The sequence below is a fragment of the Methanomassiliicoccales archaeon genome, assembly GCA_038740345.1.
Taxonomy (GTDB): domain Archaea; phylum Thermoplasmatota; class Thermoplasmata; order Methanomassiliicoccales; family UBA472; genus JAJRAN01.
In genome coordinates this window covers 12,948-29,069 of the sequence record JAVYMA010000004.1, presented here as the reverse complement: position 1 = coordinate 29,069, position 16,122 = coordinate 12,948, and the positions used below count along the sequence as shown (strand labels likewise).

General features: G+C 51.5%; 16 protein-coding genes. 6 read left to right on the top strand and 10 right to left on the bottom strand.

Annotated elements, in window-relative coordinates:
* Positions 1-28: 28 nt before the first annotated feature.
* Complete coding sequence (locus QW520_02270) at positions 29-397, bottom strand: hypothetical protein (GenBank protein ID MEM0448629.1); 369 nt, start codon at positions 395-397, stop codon at positions 29-31.
* Positions 398-507: 110 nt separating this feature from the next.
* Between QW520_02270 and thiD the strand changes: the two genes are divergently transcribed.
* Genes thiD through QW520_02250 form a run of 4 tightly spaced genes read left to right on the top strand, consistent with a single transcriptional unit; the run spans position 508 to position 4,774 of the window.
* The gene (gene thiD / locus QW520_02265; protein ID MEM0448628.1) at positions 508-1,872 is read left to right on the top strand and encodes a bifunctional hydroxymethylpyrimidine kinase/phosphomethylpyrimidine kinase; all 1,365 of its coding nucleotides are present in this window, start codon (positions 508-510) and stop codon (positions 1,870-1,872) included.
* A gap of 6 nt (positions 1,873-1,878) precedes the next feature.
* The gene (locus QW520_02260; protein MEM0448627.1) at positions 1,879-3,048 is read left to right on the top strand and encodes a glycosyltransferase; all 1,170 of its coding nucleotides are present in this window, start codon (positions 1,879-1,881) and stop codon (positions 3,046-3,048) included.
* 9 nt (positions 3,049-3,057) lie between these two features.
* Positions 3,058-3,720, top strand: coding sequence for a hypothetical protein (locus QW520_02255; protein MEM0448626.1), 663 nt, complete (start codon positions 3,058-3,060; stop codon positions 3,718-3,720).
* On the top strand, positions 3,692-4,774 hold the full coding sequence (locus tag QW520_02250; GenBank protein MEM0448625.1) for a glycosyltransferase family 4 protein: 1,083 nt from the start codon (positions 3,692-3,694) through the stop codon (positions 4,772-4,774). The genes QW520_02255 and QW520_02250 overlap by 29 nt, the downstream gene beginning before the upstream one ends.
* 81 nt (positions 4,775-4,855) lie before the next feature.
* Here the strand turns inward: QW520_02250 and QW520_02245 are convergent, their stop codons facing one another.
* Entirely contained in the window at positions 4,856-5,797 is a 942-nt protein-coding gene (locus QW520_02245) for an FKBP-type peptidyl-prolyl cis-trans isomerase (protein ID MEM0448624.1), read from the bottom strand.
* 98 nt (positions 5,798-5,895) lie between these two features.
* On the opposite strand from QW520_02245, the gene QW520_02240 reads away from it, so the two are divergent.
* Positions 5,896-7,731 (top strand): threonine--tRNA ligase, encoded by a 1,836-nt coding sequence (locus QW520_02240; protein ID MEM0448623.1) that lies wholly within the window; start codon positions 5,896-5,898, stop codon positions 7,729-7,731.
* A 27-nt stretch (positions 7,732-7,758) separates the two neighbouring features.
* Entirely contained in the window at positions 7,759-8,568 is an 810-nt protein-coding gene (locus QW520_02235; protein MEM0448622.1) for an ATP-binding cassette domain-containing protein, read from the top strand.
* Between the two features lie 58 nt (positions 8,569-8,626).
* Here the strand turns inward: QW520_02235 and QW520_02230 are convergent, their stop codons facing one another.
* The 8 genes from QW520_02230 to mtxX all read right to left on the bottom strand — a co-directional run bounded on the left by QW520_02230 (position 8,627) and on the right by mtxX (position 16,108).
* On the bottom strand, positions 8,627-9,739 hold the full coding sequence (locus QW520_02230; GenBank protein MEM0448621.1) for an isocitrate/isopropylmalate dehydrogenase family protein: 1,113 nt from the start codon (positions 9,737-9,739) through the stop codon (positions 8,627-8,629).
* Positions 9,727-10,224 (bottom strand): 3-isopropylmalate dehydratase small subunit, encoded by a 498-nt coding sequence (locus QW520_02225; GenBank protein MEM0448620.1) that lies wholly within the window; start codon positions 10,222-10,224, stop codon positions 9,727-9,729. The genes QW520_02230 and QW520_02225 overlap by 13 nt, the downstream gene beginning before the upstream one ends.
* Before the next feature lie 13 nt (positions 10,225-10,237).
* Complete coding sequence (locus QW520_02220; protein MEM0448619.1) at positions 10,238-11,509, bottom strand: 3-isopropylmalate dehydratase large subunit; 1,272 nt, start codon at positions 11,507-11,509, stop codon at positions 10,238-10,240.
* On the bottom strand, positions 11,506-13,107 hold the full coding sequence (locus QW520_02215; GenBank protein MEM0448618.1) for a 2-isopropylmalate synthase: 1,602 nt from the start codon (positions 13,105-13,107) through the stop codon (positions 11,506-11,508). Before QW520_02215 ends, QW520_02220 begins: the two co-directional genes overlap by 4 nt.
* Positions 13,108-13,490: 383 nt before the next feature.
* A complete protein-coding gene (locus tag QW520_02210; GenBank protein MEM0448617.1) occupies positions 13,491-14,120 on the bottom strand; it encodes a radical SAM protein in 630 nt (209 codons plus the stop codon).
* A complete protein-coding gene (gene queC, locus QW520_02205; protein ID MEM0448616.1) occupies positions 14,117-14,803 on the bottom strand; it encodes a 7-cyano-7-deazaguanine synthase QueC in 687 nt (228 codons plus the stop codon). Before queC ends, QW520_02210 begins: the two co-directional genes overlap by 4 nt.
* Before the next feature lie 3 nt (positions 14,804-14,806).
* Entirely contained in the window at positions 14,807-15,283 is a 477-nt protein-coding gene (locus tag QW520_02200) for a 6-pyruvoyl tetrahydropterin synthase family protein (protein MEM0448615.1), read from the bottom strand.
* 39 nt (positions 15,284-15,322) lie between these two features.
* On the bottom strand, positions 15,323-16,108 hold the full coding sequence (gene mtxX / locus QW520_02195) for a methanogenesis marker protein Mmp4/MtxX (protein ID MEM0448614.1): 786 nt from the start codon (positions 16,106-16,108) through the stop codon (positions 15,323-15,325).
* Positions 16,109-16,122 lie beyond the last annotated feature (14 nt).

Here is a 16,122-nt window from a genome sequence, read left to right as displayed (position 1 = left end):
TCGTTTTGCCTTGCAGTCCCTCTTCTTCTCATTCTTCGATGCACGAGAGGGCATTCCATTCAACGTCGTGATCCACGCCGGCTCTTTGCAAGATGCGGCTGAGCTTCTCTGTGACGCGCACAACCTCACCGCTCCTGCTCATTCCCCGGACATAGAGCTCCTTCCTCCCCAGGGGGAAGATCAGGCGCATGCGACCCTTGCGGTTGTATCCCTCGGGCTTGCTGTTTTTGGCCAGCTCGACCTGATTAAGATGGATGAACATCTGGAGAAGCTCCTCGTCCTCGGGCATCTGATCCGATTCTTCCAAGAAAGCGATCAGCAGCTCGGGGAATACCTTCGCTATATCCTTGTAGTCCTTTTTGTTTTTCAGCACCAAATGGCCGCTTGTGGCCTTCATCGGGCTTTTTGATGAGGTGGAATATATTTAAGATTTATTGAGGGCTAAGAATCTCATGCAGCATGATGGGACGCATAAAAACTCGCTAAATCAAGAATAATCGGAGAGCAATGGTGCCTTCTACAGGAGTACGTAATAATATCAGATGCAATTTCTGGTGCATGCCCGTAGTGCTCAGCATCGCAGGTTCCGACTCCATCGGAGGAGCGGGTGTGCAAGCCGATATCAAGGCCTTGTCCTCTTTAGGCGTCCATGCAACCACGGTCATAACTTGCGTAACTTCTCAAAACACAACAAAGGTCTCAGCCATATTCCCTCTTCCAGTAGAGCATGTGCTTTCACAGTTGGAAGCCGTTCTCACCGATGCCAAGATATCGTCGATCAAGATGGGTATGTTGTACTCACAGGAGATCGCCTCCGCGGTGGCAGCACGCCTTCGCCCTGAGAGACTTCCCTTGGTGGTGGATCCTGTCCTCGCCGCAGGCGTTGGAGATTCGCTGCATACGCATGGGCTTCTGCGAACATTGAAGGAAGAGGTGTTCCCTTTGGCATGGATCATCACTCCTAATCGTTACGAGGCCGAGGCGCTGCTAGGAAAGAAGATAAGGAATCTTACCGAGGCGAGGAGAGCATGTCATTCCTTGATGGAGATGGGCCCTCGTTCTGTGCTATTAAAAGGTGGACATTTCACTGGGAAGAAGGTCGTGGACTTGTTGTGCATAGAGGGTGAGATCAAGGAGATCAAAGCTACAAGATTGGAGGTGCGACCGCATGGAAGCGGATGCAACCTATCATCATATATAGCCGGACATCTCGCCTTGGGTTTAGGCCTTGAGGAGGCGGTAGTCGCCTCTCGTGCCCTGATCCAGGACGCCCTGTCGGCGGCTTATAGCGTGGGACAAGGCCTGAAGGTTCTGGATTCTCTTTCCAGTCTTAAGCGAGAGGCGTTGCGCTATCAGACCCTGGTACAACTGAAAGAGGGAGTGGATGCCCTTATCCCCAAGCTGGAGAGACGCTGGATTCCTGAGGTGGGGATGAATTTCGCCTATGCCCTTCCGCGCGCACGGTACATCGAGGACGTGGTGGCCATCGAGGGGCGCATCGTGGCCTCAGGCGATAAGGCGAGGCGCTGCGGATGCCTAGCCTTCGGAGCCTCCCGCCACATGGCTAAAGTGGTTCTAGCAGCCATGTCTTATGACCCTTGTATGAGATCGGCCTTGAACCTTCGCTATTCCAAAGAGAATCTGAATAGATTGAAGGAATTGGGGCTTACTTCTTCCGCCTTCGATAGAAGCGAGGAGCCAGACGGCGTAAGCACTATGGATTGGGGGACTCGAAAGGCCATTGAGAGCCATGGAGCGATACCTGATATTATATACGATCTGGGAGGCATTGGAAAGGAGCCCATGATCAGGATCTTAGGTAGGGATCCCATGGATGTCATAGATAAGATCTCTGGAATTTGGCTCAGGTGATGAGGTTTGCGCATAGCCTTCTTCACCGATACCTACCTCCCCTCGAGGGACGGAGTGGTTACCTCAATCATGCTGACTAAGAAAGAGCTGGAGCGGCTTGGGCATGAGGTCTACGTCTTCGCCCCTGAACCTGAGAAGGGAGCAGTAAGGGAGCCAGGGGTGTTCTACTTTCGCTCCATAGGCTTCCGCCGTTATAAAGGGTACCGCATGACCATATTCCCCACCAATAAGAGCGAGATCCTGCAGAGATTGGGAATAGACGTAATCCATAATCATGGCCTGGCCTTCATGTCCCTGCGTAGCATGTTCGCTGGACGACGTCTGAGAAAGCCTGTGGTGACGACCTGGCATACCAACCTGACGGAAGCTGTTCCCTACTACAACTTCACTGGCATACCTGATGAGGTGGCGGAGAAGCTGATATGGATCTACATTCGCAGCCTTCTACGCCGCTCCGAGGCGGTGATTGTCCCTACTGAAGCGATCAGGCGAGAGCTGGAGCGCCATGTCCCTGGCATAAGGAAGCTCGAAGTGATACCGAGCGGAATAGATCTTACGCGATTCCATCCGGATTTAGATGGTTCTACCGTGAGGAAAAGGTACGGTCTGGAAGGCAAGAAGGTGATCCTCCATTTGGGACGCATAGCTGCAGAGAAGAACATAGACCTCGTTCTCCAAGGTTTCGCTTCTTTGGCACGAGAGCGAGAAGATGTGATGCTGATGGTCGCGGGCGAAGGGCCTTATCGACCTCATTGTATGCAGCGGGCGAAAGAATTGGGAGTAGGGGAACGAGTTATCTTTACTGGATTCGTTCCGGATGAGGAGCTTCCTTATTATTATGCGAGCTGCGACGTCTTCACCATAGCTTCCAAGTTCGAGACCCAGGGCCTGGTGGTGCTGGAGGCCATGGCTTGCTCCAAGCCAGTGGTAGGTATAGCCTATCGCGCCGTGGCCGAGCTCATCCGCGACGGAGAAAATGGCTATCTCTTCCAAGACGGAGAGGAAAGCTGGAAGGAAGCCATCTTGAAGGCGCTGAAGGCACCGAGATTCATCGGAGAAGCAGCCAGGCGCAGGGCCGAGGAATATTCGCAGGAGAAATCAGCCAGAAAGCTTATAGAGGTCTACGAGGGAGCCATAGAGAGCAAGCGCGCCAAGCTGCAGGGGCGTAGGCCATGAGGAAAGGCTTTGGAGGCAAAGCTTCATCTAAGTATCAGACCTAACGGGAGAGGCATCATGCCGGACATCGGGCAGATGATCATCGACTTCTTCAAGGGATTGGGATTGATAGGCTTGCTTCTCTCGGTCTTCTTCATCTTCTATATCGATGCCATCCTCTTCCCTACCCTTCCTGAGCTCTTCGTCATCCTTATATTCTTCGCTGGCCAGGAGTTAATGCCAGAGTTCCAGTGGGAATTCGCCGTTCTCATACTCCTGACTATAGCCATGGCTGAGATCGCTGGCGTCCTCACGCTCTACAACCTGGTTAGGCGTATAAAAGTGCCCACACGGATTGAGAAGGTGATCATGAAGTATAGGGATTTCCTGCTGGTGCGAGATGAGCGCATGATATTGGTCAACCGCATCGCGCCCATCCTGCCTTTCTTGGGGGCCTTCGTGGCCATATGCAAGTGGTCCTTAAGGAAAACCCTTTTCTATACGGTCCTGGGCGGGATGTTGAAATACGGTATAATACTCGCTGCCGCAGGATACCTTGTCTATTATTTCGAAGCGGGAGTGGCTCGGCTGGTCACCTTCCTCCTGGTGCTTATCATAATCGGGATAAGCTTCGCTCTGTCCTTCTATCGCAAGAGGAGGTTGGGTGAGGTCTGTGCGAATCCTCCAACTTAATCCATTTCACTATCCCTTCATGGGAGGAATAGAGCACCGCATTCACCATATGTCCAAGCGATTGGCAAAAAAGCATGAAGTCATAGTGCTAACCAGCCGTCTTCCGGGAACTAGTGAGGAAGAGTGGATAGATGGCTATAGAGTGGTGCGCCTGCAATCAAGATACATCGACTTGTACAATCCCCCTTATGTGAGCAGTACAGGGGTTCTTGAAGCCTTAGAAGCCCTCCGCCCTGACATAGTGGATCTGCATTACCGTTGGGCCCCTTCCTATATTAGACAAGCCCTGCGATACCAAGGCAGGATACTGTTGACCTATCACAACACCTTCGGAGAGGGGGAGGGCATGATGAGGGCTTTGAGTTACCTCAACGATTGGTGCTTCGTGCGCAAGATGGAGAGATTCGCCAGGATCATTTGCATCAGCGATTTCGTTCTTCGCGACAACCTGCGCCATGGCATACCTGCGGCCAAGATGTGCGTGGTGCCCAACGGTGTGGATATGCCGTGCATGCCATCCAGGGATGAAGGGTTCATCCTCTCATTATGCAGGATGGTTCGTACCAAAGGATTGGAGTTTCTGGTGCAGGCCATGCAGGATGTGGAAGGGCGTCTGGTCATGGCTGGTGGTGGACCGGAGAGAGAAAGGTTGATGAGAATGGCGCGCAAACTAGGCGTGATGCATAAAATTGATTTTCCGGGAAAGGTAGACGAGGAAGAGAAAGCGAATCTGTTAGCATCTTGCTCCATCTTCGTCTTGCCTTCCCTTTTTGAATCGTATGGTATAGCTGCGGCTGAAGCTATGTCCTATGGGAAGCCTGTGGTAGCCACTATGGTGGGTGGGCTGCCAGAGGTAGTGGGGGATGCGGGCATTCTTATACCACCCAAGGACTCGGTGGCGATAGCCCAAGCCATTCGCCAGCTGCTCGAGGATTCCACGATGAGAGGTGAATTAGGAAGAAAGGCTAGGGAAAGAGCGTCGCGATATTCCTGGGACGAACAAGCGGCAAAGCTCGCCTCTATCTATGAGGATGTAACACGAGAACGGGCATAATCAACGATTGAAGATGTGAACTCGGCGACGGAAAAGAAATGAAGAAAGACTTTGCCCCCTGATATCTCATGGCTCATGTCCTTAGCTGATGCTCCTCAATGTGACGGTGAAGAAGAGGGTCTTGCCTAACAGCTCGCCATTGTAATTCATGCGATAGGTGCCGGCAGATTCATTGACCATATCGATGTAAAAGGTAGCGCCTTTTCTGACATCATATCCTTTTATCCTTCCCGCCTCCGAATCAGTGAGAAGATTCTTCACTATGATCCTTCCCTCCCCTCCGTTGGCAGACGAATCTACTTCCGTCACCTCCGCCCACCATCCTGTGGGAGAGACGGAGTCAGGCTCTCCGTACATGGCATATCTTTGCCCCACGACTGGCTTGTTTATCACCAGGACCCTATCCGCATCGGTATTGACTTGCATCACGATAACATCCCACCCGAAATCAGGGTCCTTGACCAACATGCCCTGCTCCGGCAGGTAACCGTATTTGGCACCGAATTCATCCATGGACATATTTACTAGGACGCGCTCTTCGACCTGCAGTTGCCTCACGAAAAGGAGGCTCTGGTTCATCTTGCCATACCCCTTCTCGGGCGGAACCTCTATCACTTTAGTCTGGCCCACCACCATGCCCAGGACCCCTTGATCGAATCCCTGGATCATCGAGCCAGACCCCACGGTGAAGCTAAGAGGAGTATAGGATGACTGCGCTCGCATAGTGAAGAAGAGCGATTTGGGATATAGGGCATCATCACTGGCCACGCTCCATAGTGAGGTGTCGAAAACACGACCATCGGCCAATCTGCCGATATAATCTACCGTCACTCTATCGCCGCTACGGACCGCCCTCCCGCTTTGGTCCTCGCTTCCTTGAGCGTTAGTATAAAGAAGCACCACCACGCTGCTTGCGCTTACGACCAAGATGGCGATGAGGACTATGATCGTCGCATTCATAGCCGCCCTGAGGTCCTTCCTCAAGCTCCAAATTTTCATGCTGAGTCTTCCCAGCGAATCCATTCACTTCTTATAAAGATTGTCCAACGCGGGCAAAACTAACACTCTACTTTGCAGCCATGCTTAACTTAAATAGGGGGCAGGCGTTACTTCGCCACTCGATGAAAGCCCTTTACATCCACGCCGACTACATGGAATTTGAGGTCAGGAAGCCTACGTCTGTCGCAGAGCAAATAGACGATACGCGCAGGAAGGGCCGTCTGGAAGAAGTTCTTGTGGTATTCATGACGGTGGAGAAAAAGGATGAGGGGAAGATACCACAGGTGTCTGAGGAAGCTGTCATAGACATCCTAGAAGTCTTGAGCAAGACTGGCGCGGAAAGGGTCATGCTCTATCCTTATGCTCACTTATCGCCCGATATATCTACCCCCTTGACGGGGCTGGAGATGATGAAGGCCGTGGAGGCCAGATTGGCTGACCAGGGCATAGAGGTAATGCGTGCACCTTTCGGATGGTACAAATCCTTTAGGATTAGCTGTAAAGGTCATCCCTTATCGGAATTATCCCGCGCTTTCGAGGGTAAGGAAGTCAAGACTTCCATCAAGGGGGAAGAAAGCTTCATGGTACTCACTCCAGATGGCCAGGAGCTCATCCCTACCGATTTCAAGTCTCACAATCAGGCCTTTATGATAATGATGGAAAAGGAGGCTTTGAAGAAGGAGCATCCCTTATCAGGAGAGGTCAAGTACCTACGTCTGTGTAGAAAATTCGGGATCCAATGGGAGCCCATGTCCGATGTAGGGCATATGTGCTTCACCCCCCAGGGAGCACTCATGATGGATTTGGTGAGCGATTACTCCTTCAGAACTGTCAACGATCTAGGTCTACCCGTGTACACCGTGAAGGGTACAAATATGTTCTCCCTTGATGAGGCACCAGTGAGAGAACATGCTGCCCTCTTCGGAGACCGCCTTTATATGATTCCAGGAGAGAAAAGGGATTTTGTGATGCGCTATGCCGCATGTCATCAGCAGTTCGCCATGATGCGGAACTGGAACATCTCATATAAACAGCTGCCCTTTGGCGCCTTTGAGGTAGCGGACGCATACCGTTTGGAGCAGTCAGGAGAGACCATGCTATGTTTCCGTACCAGGCGAATGAACATGCCTGATCTTCACGTTGTCTGCAAGGACCTCAAGGAATCGGAAGAATGGTTCGAGCGACTGGATAGCCGCATATTCGAAGAGGCCAACAAATTGGGAAGAGACTATGAGATGCTAGTCAATTTCTCTTCTAGGGAGGCATATAGGCAACACAAGGAGATGCTCATGCGCATCCTTAAGAAGCATGGTAAGCCTGCGCTATTGCATTTCTACCCTGAGGGAATTAATTACTACTGGACGGTCAATATAGAATATCATATCCTAGATGATATGAAGAGAGCAAGAGAGATAGGCACGGTTCAGATCGATGTGGGAAATGCCCAGCGCTTCGGAATCACCTACACTGATGAAAAGGGTCAGAGGAGGCATCCCGTCATACTTCATACCGCGATCATCGGGACCATTGAAAGATATATCTATACCCTGCTTGACACCGCGGTGCGGATGGAGAGCGAGGGGAAGATTGGTGCCTTGCCTCTGTGGATCGCCCCGGAGCAGGTACGATTTCTCACCGTATCAGAATCTCATCTGCAGAGAGCTAGAGAATTGGCCGACGTCGTCCAATCCAATCAAATAAGGGTTGGAATCGACGATCGGGGGGAGACGGTAGGGAAGAAAGTAAGAGAAGCTAAACAGGATTGGGTTTCCTTCGTGGTGGTAGTGGGGGACAAGGAGCTGACCTCCGATACCTTGAGCGTCTATGATAGATCCGCCAACAACAACGTGGAGATGACGCTGGACCAACTGATAAAAAGGATAAAGGTCGAGACGTCGGGAAAACCCTTCCGACCAATGTACATGCCACGTGAGATGAGCTTGCGCGTGGACATGTGATCTCCACCTATTCGAGAGGGTGAAAGGTTGGGTGGATGCGCATCCTACTTCCCCCAGAACGAACCCCTCATTGAAATGGTGAAGGTGCATCTCTGGAGGGGGGGTGCTCGTGTCCTGCATGATGTGAACCTGAGAATCGATAAAGGCGAGAATATAGCCATAATCGGTCCCAACGGTTCGGGCAAATCCTCCCTCATAAAGGTAATGATGGGGGAGCTGAGGCACGACACCAGTGTCAATGGCGCTGCGGTCAGAATCCTGGGGAAAGAGTGTTGGAATCTTTTCGATGTGCGCCGCGCCTTCGGTCTTGTCTCACCGGATTTGCAAATGGAGTTCAATAGGGATATCATAGGCTTGGAAGCCGTGGCCTCAGGGGCTTTCGGCTATATCGGAATAAACCATTCCTGCAAGATCGACGATGAGCTGCTGGGCAAGGTCAGGGATGCGATGAGAGAGATAGGAGCCCTGCACCTGGCCAATCGAAGATTGAGCAACATGTCCTCGGGCGAGGCGCGCAGAGTGCTCATCGCACGCGCCCTTGTCAACCGACCTGAGGCCTTGATCCTAGATGAACCCATGAGCTCATTGGATCTGATAGGAAAGGCTATGGTGAGCAGGTCGATGCGGTCCACAGCCAGGGCAGGTAAGGGCGTCATCTTGGTCACGCATGACCCTTGCGAGATAATCCCAGAGATAGAGAGGGTGATCATGCTCAAGCAAGGGCGCATCTTCATGGATATCGGCATCGATCAGATGGACGAGCGCAACCTCAGCTCTTTATATGGGGTCCCCGTGCGCCTAAGGCGCGTGGAGGGACGGTACGTCGCTTGGTCTTGATGCGGCTCTCAAGCGCGGTCATCAAGCAACTCATAGGTGGCATTCTAAAATTTTTTCCCTACATCTTAAGAAGCTCTGCCACCACCGCATCCCCAAACTCACTGGTCTTAGCCTTTCCTCCCAAATCCTGGGTGCATATGCCCTTGTCGAATGTGCTCCTAATGGCTTTCTCGATGAGATCTCCCAAATCCCTACGGCCCATGTTATCCACCATCATCTTGGCGGCCAATATCGTAGCCGTGGGGTTGATGATGTTGAGGCCTTTGTACTTTGGCGCGCTTCCATGAACAGGTTCGAACATGCTCAGCCCTTGGGGATTGATATTCCCTCCTGGAGCCAGGCCGAGACCTCCGGTCACCTCGGCCAAGAGATCGGTCAATATATCGCCGAACATATTAGGGGTGGCCACTACCCTGAACTTGTCAGGGTTCTTTACCAAAGCCATGGACATGGCGTCAACCAGCATGTACTGAATCTCCATCCCCGCCCTTTTACCCTTCTCGTTCCACACCTCTCTCCACAAATGATAGATGTTGCTCAGCACATTGGCCTTGTCCACCACCGTGATTCTCTTCTCCCCTATCATCTTAGCCTGTTCGATGACAAAATCGGCGAAGCGCTCGATGTTCTTTCTGGACATTATGCCTATCTCAAAGGCGTACTCATCCGTGTTGGATGCATTGGCTTCGATGTCGATACTCAGGTCGTACAAAGCCCGCTCTATGTCTAGGGTAAGCTCGCAAGCCCCATCCTTTAGCCTCCCTCCCGCTCCTATGTAGAAGTCTTCCGTGTTCTCTCGGTATACATCGATCTTGAAATCCACATCCCTTTTGAGACGGCCGAAAGGCCTCCACATCTGGGCAGGCCGATGGTTGATGTATTGGTCGAAAGCGAATCTGGCCTTAAGCAAGATCCCTTTCTCCAATATGCCTGGAGGGACGCGATCATCGCCTATTGCCCCGAGGAATATGGCATTGTATTTCCTTAGCTCCTCCAAATCCTCATCGGTGAGCAGCTTGCCCGTGCGCAGATACCTCTCCGCGTTGATGTCGAACTCCGTGAAATCGAATCTGACGTTATGATGCGCTTGGAGAGCATCTAGGACCTTTAAACCCTCTCTCACAACCTCTGGACCAATCCCATCACCAGGGAGCACCGCTACCTTGTACATTTCTTGGCCTCCTTTATTTTCGCTAGCAGTCCGCCCTTCTCTATCAGCTCTTTTATGAACGCAGGGAAGGGGGCGAACTGCCATTCCTTCCCCTTGCTCAAATTCAATATCCTACCCCTCTCAAGGTCAACTTGGAGCTCGTCCCCTTCGTCGGCCTCAATCTTGCATTCTATGGGGAGAAGCCCGACATTGATGCAATTCCGATAGAATATCCTAGCAAAGCTCTCTGCCACCACGCAGGAGAAGCCAGCCTGTATCAAAGCTCGTGGAGCATGCTCTCGGCTTGAGCCGCAGCCGAAATTGCGCCCCGCCACGAGTATGTCCCCCTTACGCACCTCGGAGATCATTCCAGGCCTCACCTTCTCAAAGGCGAAGCTCCCCAGCCTCTCGTTGTTGTCCGATGTCAGCCTCTCCGCAGGAATTATCTGGTCTGTGTCCACATGATCACCGAAGCGCCAGACCTTTCCTCTAATGATGTCCTTCATCTCCTCACTCCTCTCAGACCTCTGGCGCCGTTATCCTTCCAGCTATTGCGCTCGCAGCCACCACCGCCGGCGATGCCAAGTAGACATATGAGTCCTTGTGCCCCATGCGCCCTATGAAATTGCGATTGGTCGTGGATACGCATATCTCCCCCTTGGCCAGGACTCCCATGTGTCCACCTAAGCAGGCGGCGCATGTAGGTCCTGATACGAACGCCCCCGCCTTTACGAATTCCTCGATCAGACCTTCCTTGACGGCTTGTTGGAACACTCTGGTGCTGGCAGGAACCACTATCATGCGAACGCCTGGAGCAACTCGTTTGCCTCGCATTATCTCCGCTGCTACTCTCAAATCCTCGATGCGGCCATTCGTACACGAGCCTAAGAAGGCCTGATCGATCTCTATGTCGACTTCAGATACTGGCCTTCCGTTCTCAGGAAGGTGGGGTAGTGCTACCATGGGCTCTAATTCATCCAGATGATATTCAAGCTCTCTGATATAATGGGCCTCCGCATCTGGATCCACAGGTTGGTATGGCCCTTTAGCAAGTTTGCTCACGAAATCCAAGCAGGCTTGGTCTGCAGGGAAGAGCCCCGCCTTCCCTCCAGCCTCAATGGCCATGTTGCTAACAGTGAGCCGATCCGCAACCGGGAAATGTAGCAAGCCGGGCCCGCTGAATTCTAGGGCCTTATAATTCGCCCCATCGACCCCGATGTCAGTGATCAGCTTAATCGCCAGGTCCTTACCCATAACGTAGCGCTTTAGTTTTCCGCTCAACACTACCTTGATGCTCTCCGGGACCCTGAACCATAGTTTACCCTCAGCGAAGACGGCTGCCGCCTCGCTCGATCCAATACCAGTAGCGAAGGCATTGAGGGCGCCATAGGTGCAGGTATGGGAATCGGCTCCCACTATGAGACGGCCGGGAGCAACGAAGCCCTCATCTATCATCACTTGATGGCATACCCCGCCTCTACCAACCTCGAAATAGTTGTCTATGCGCCATTTCTTGGCGAATCGCCTCATCTCCGCTGCTTGCTCCGCCGAAGGGATGTCCTTGTTAGGGACGTAGTGATCAGGTACCAGCACTATCTTTTCGCGAAACGGCTCACATCCCAGGGCTTCGAATTCCTTGAAAGCTATGGGGCCAGTTACGTCATTGACCATGACGAAATCTACTTGGGCATCCACGATGTCATGGGCATAGGCATCGTTGCCGGATTTGTTGGACAGTATCTTCTCCGCTATCGTCTTTCCTTTTCCCTGGGGCATGCTGCTCAACCTCACTTGCCCACGTTCTCACGCCCGAGGGTGCGCTTGCGCAGATAAAGTCTGTCAATAGCCTCTATGGCAGCATCCACGCTGGTATTGACGATGTCCGGTCCCACGCTCTTGCCCACTGACATTACCTTTCCCTCACTGTCCAAGCGCATCCTCACCGTGACTTCGCAAAGTGCGTCGCTCCCCCCCGTGATGGCATTGAGCCTGTATTCCTCTAGCGATACCTTGTCACTGAGCACGGAACGTATGGCATTCAGTGCCGCGTCCACCGGTCCTACACCTATCTGCGACCCGCGCCTCAGCTCGCCCTCCATTTCCAGAGCGACCACGGCAGTGGGAGTGACATTGACGCCAGTGAACACCGCGAACTCCTTAAGCTTTATTCTGCGGGCTTCGTCTTCCTTCATGCCTGAATAATGCGAAGCAAGGGCCAATATCTCAGCATCATCCACCTGCTTTCCTCCTTCGGCCAATCTTTTGACCTGTTCCACCACGGCTGCCAATTGCTCCTCTGTAACCTCTACATCGTATTCCTTAAGCTTCTCCCTAACCGAATGGGCACCAGTATGCTTGCCCATCACGATGTGCCTTTGCATACCTACCAGCTCAGGGGAGAAGGCTTCATAGGTGCTTGGGTCGCGAAGCACTCCATGTACATGAATGCCTGATTCGTGAGCGAAGGCATTGCTCCCCACCACCGGCTTATTGGCGGGGATGGGAAAATTCGTGAGCCTGGACACTAACTTGCAGGTATAACCTATCCTGGAGGTCTCGATATTAGTTTTGACACCATAGAAAGCAATCAGCCCTAACACCACTTCTTCCAGTGCCGCGTTCCCCGCTCTCTCTCCTAGGCCGTTCACACATACATGCACTTGACGGGCGCCGAACCTAACCCCTGCTAATGAGTTAGCCACGGCCAATCCAAAATCATTGTGATTGTGCATGGAGAGCGGCACCTTCGTGACCGTCATCACTTCTCTTACCAAATGCTCCATAGCTGGTGGAGTCATGGTCCCTACAGTGTCAGGCATATTGATCTTGTCCGCACCTGCCTCTTGTACTGCTACATGCATCTCTTTGAGGAAGTCTATCCTGGTACGGGTAGCATCTTCACAGCTGAACTCCACCGTCAGCCCATGATCCTTAGCATATTCAACCATCTCCACCGCTCTTGCCTTTACCTCTGACGGGGACATGCGCAATTTGTGCTTCATATGTATGTCTGAGGTGGCCAGGAACATATGGATATAATCTACACCACAATCTATGACAGCGTCCACATCCTCTTTGCGGCAGCGAGAGAGGGAGCATATCCTAGGCTTTAAGCCGAGCGAGGCGATTCTGCGCACTGCTTCCTTCTCCCCCGAGGAAGTGATAGCAAAACCAGCCTCAATCACATCGACACCAAGCTCGCTTAGGGCCTCAGCAATTTTCACCTTATCCTCCACGGAAAGTGCTATCCCTGGCGTCTGCTCTCCGTCCCGCAGAGTGGTGTCGAATATCTCCACTCGCTTGGGGACTAAGGACCTGTCCACCTCTTCATTAAAATGGCTGGTGAATATGCTTGTCCTAAAGGTCCTTTCCATATCATTATCTAACATTCAATCACCTCAGTCCGACGCGGACCATGGGCCCTTGTCGACCGGTGAGACTATAGCAATGGGGCTGAGAGCAAGCGCAAAAGCAAATCCCAGATGTTGCTGCTGTGGCCCATGTCTATCCTCTTCCGGCAGGCCGAGTAGTGGGTTGATTATATTTAACCATTGCTAGTTCATGGCATGGCCCAAAGCCAAACAATAATCATCTACCACTCTCTAACAAATCTCTACTGCGACATTATAACCATTGGAACAGGACCAAGCTCTACTCTAAAACTGCATTCTCCCCCAGGGCCTCATACATCCATCAAACCTCTCAAAAAACAAAGATCGTCAGCTATAGGCCAGATGGACATTGCTTAGGTTTGATATTGCATCGATTCCCATCAAACGCCCTTGGCGTCTCCCCATATCATCTTATGCAACTGTGGCAGCACGCGGGCATTCAATTTCTTGCTCAGCACGAATTCCGCTACTGGTTCCAGGTCAAGACCACCTACTGGTATGAATATCACATTGCATTTGACATCATACGCTCTTAGTATCTTCTCGGCGTACTCAAGATCCTCCATGTCCGCTACTATGAATTTCAACTGGTCAGCGGGGGACAGAAGCTCGATATTACTGAACATCATCCTATCCTGCATGCCTGAAGAAGGGCATTTAATGTCCATGGAGATGAGCATGTTTTCCGCGCAGGGGACTTCCTCCAGACTGATTGAGCCGTTGGTTTCTAGAGTGACATGGTAAAGTCGGTCGAGAAGGCGGTTCATGAGGGTTACGCTTTCCTTTTGAAGGAGAGGCTCTCCTCCAGTCAAGCATACGAACCGTGTCTTATAGGACTCGATCTTATCTAATACCTGCTCCACAGACATCTCCTTGCCACCCTCTCTGGCATATGGGGTATCGCACCATTCACAACGTAGATTGCATCCCTGCAGACGTACGAAGACTGTGGGCGTACCGATTAGGACTCCTTCCCCTTGCAGTGACCTGAAGATCTCTATCACCTTCATACGTCCACCTCGTAAGCTATCTCATCCTCATATCCAGCCTCTTTAAAACCTTTTAGACGCAAGAGGCAGGAGTCGCAACGTCCGCACGCCCTACTTCCCCCTTGATAACAAGACCATGTCAACTGTAGGGGCGCTCCTAGACGCTTTCCCAGCCGCACGATGTCTGCTTTGCTCATCATTAAAAGCGGCGCTTGGATTTTAATCATCTTTCCCTCCACCCCCGACTTTGTGCCTACTTGAAGCACTCTTTCGAAAGCTTGAAAGAATTCAGGACGGCAGTCCGGATACCCTGAATAGTCTAGGGCGTTGGCGCCTATGAAAATATCACTCGCCCCGATCGTTTCGCAAAGGCCAGCTGCTATGCTCAGGAATATAATATTTCTTGCTGGCACATAAGTAATTGGAATATCGCTTCCAATATCTTCCAAGGGGCGATTCACTGGAACCTGGATTAGATTGGAGGTAAGGGCGCTGGTGTTGAAAGATCTCAGGTCCATATCCACAATTACATGATTCTTAAGGGCGTAGAACTCGCTTACCGCTCGGGCCGCATACAACTCCTTAATGTGCCTTTGGCCATAATTAAAGCTCAAAGCTGTTACGTTATAGCCCAAGGATAGTGCATGGGCGAGGGATACTGTAGAATCTAGCCCTCCTGAGAGAAGGACTACTGCCTCACTCATTTATCAGCACCTCAGTTGCATGATCTCCCAGGCGCTCTGGCCCAGCTCCTCCTCCACTCCCAGCTCTAGGCTCCTCACATTGTTTGGAAAATCGATCTTCTCCAAGAGCATAGAAAGGATAATGCGCGCGAGTTCCTCCGCGCTGCTTTCCTCTGAGTCTAGAATGACAACGTCATCAATAGGAAAAACGTATCTTTTACCCTCGGCCTGTACCGTCACTCCCTCCCCAAACTCTATTTTCAGATGAGGACTGTTACCAGGGATAAGGACATGATGATCAAGCTTCTCTGCTATTTCCCTAAGCGATTTCTTGAGGGTGAGAAAATCCATAATCATTCCTCGTTGGCTTCGTTCGCCGTGGACGACTAAGCTGATCACATACGCATGGCCATGCAGACGACCGCACTTATCATGTCCGGGAATGAAATGACAGGCGGAGAACTTTATGCCCGCGTCCCGCCCATTTATCTCTAGCCTCATGATACGAGGCAGGCGAGCCATCATATTAGAGCCTTTTCGTCAAACCATTACCGCCAGTGCTGAGGCTAAGGCAATGGAGTCGATATAACTTGATTTTGCACGTGATGTGTCAACGAATATCTTGTCGATGTTAAGCACCACAGCTCCCAAAGCTTTTCCCTCGCCTAAAAAATGCAACGTGCGGAATATAAGATTGCCAGATATCCCATCTGGTGCAATGAGGACATCGCAATCCTTAGCCGCATTTTCTATCAATATCTCGTAATCCTCAGCTTGAATTCCTTTTTCTTTAAGTTTAGAGACGATCTCAACGGCATCCTCCAAAGTTCGATCTACCACTTCATGCCTGCCTCGGTCTGACTTTCTTCCGCCGGACAGTATCCCCACTTTCGGTTCCACACCCAAACGCCTCAATATGACGCAACCCCTTTCGGCCAATTCGATTTTCTGAGTTCTTGACCAACCCTCATCAACACCTACTGGCGCAAGGAGGAACATCCTCCCTGAGCGCGGTTGCAGAAATGCCATGCGTTGAACTTCATTCAAGTCGAATGTTTTTTTCAGCGCGCCCATAGCTGAATTTGAATCAAGACTCCCTCTCACCGCAGCGTCGAGTTTTCCCAAATAAAGATCTTTTATTAGATTCGAGGGGTCATGGTAAATAATGCTCTTGCCATATCCCTCCGCATTGGCTTGTTCGATGCTTTGGCAGACCTTCGAATCTTCAGGCATAGCACCTACACCTATCCGCAATCCTGGGTTCTTAGCTTTGGAGAAAAGGAGCTCTGGCGTCAGCATGCCTAAGTCATTCAGGACTTTCTTCATCTATTTTTCGTGCA

Coding starts and splice junctions, on each gene's coding strand:
- QW520_02245 (MEM0448624.1), bottom strand. CDS start 5,797: ATGGATTCGCTGGGAAGACTCAGCATGAAAATTTGGAGCTTGAGGAAG.
- QW520_02200 (MEM0448615.1), bottom strand. CDS start 15,283: ATGAGGCTAGAGATAAATGGGCGGGACGCGGGCATAAAGTTCTCCGCC.
- queC (MEM0448616.1), bottom strand. CDS start 14,803: ATGAGTGAGGCAGTAGTCCTTCTCTCAGGAGGGCTAGATTCTACAGTA.
- QW520_02210 (MEM0448617.1), bottom strand. CDS start 14,120: ATGAAGGTGATAGAGATCTTCAGGTCACTGCAAGGGGAAGGAGTCCTA.
- mtxX (MEM0448614.1), bottom strand. CDS start 16,108: ATGAAGAAAGTCCTGAATGACTTAGGCATGCTGACGCCAGAGCTCCTT.
- QW520_02240 (MEM0448623.1), top strand. CDS start 5,896: ATGAAAGCCCTTTACATCCACGCCGACTACATGGAATTTGAGGTCAGG.
- thiD (MEM0448628.1), top strand. CDS start 508: ATGGTGCCTTCTACAGGAGTACGTAATAATATCAGATGCAATTTCTGG.
- QW520_02230 (MEM0448621.1), bottom strand. CDS start 9,739: ATGTACAAGGTAGCGGTGCTCCCTGGTGATGGGATTGGTCCAGAGGTT.
- QW520_02215 (MEM0448618.1), bottom strand. CDS start 13,107: ATGTTAGATAATGATATGGAAAGGACCTTTAGGACAAGCATATTCACC.
- QW520_02270 (MEM0448629.1), bottom strand. CDS start 397: ATGAAGGCCACAAGCGGCCATTTGGTGCTGAAAAACAAAAAGGACTAC.
- QW520_02225 (MEM0448620.1), bottom strand. CDS start 10,224: ATGAAGGACATCATTAGAGGAAAGGTCTGGCGCTTCGGTGATCATGTG.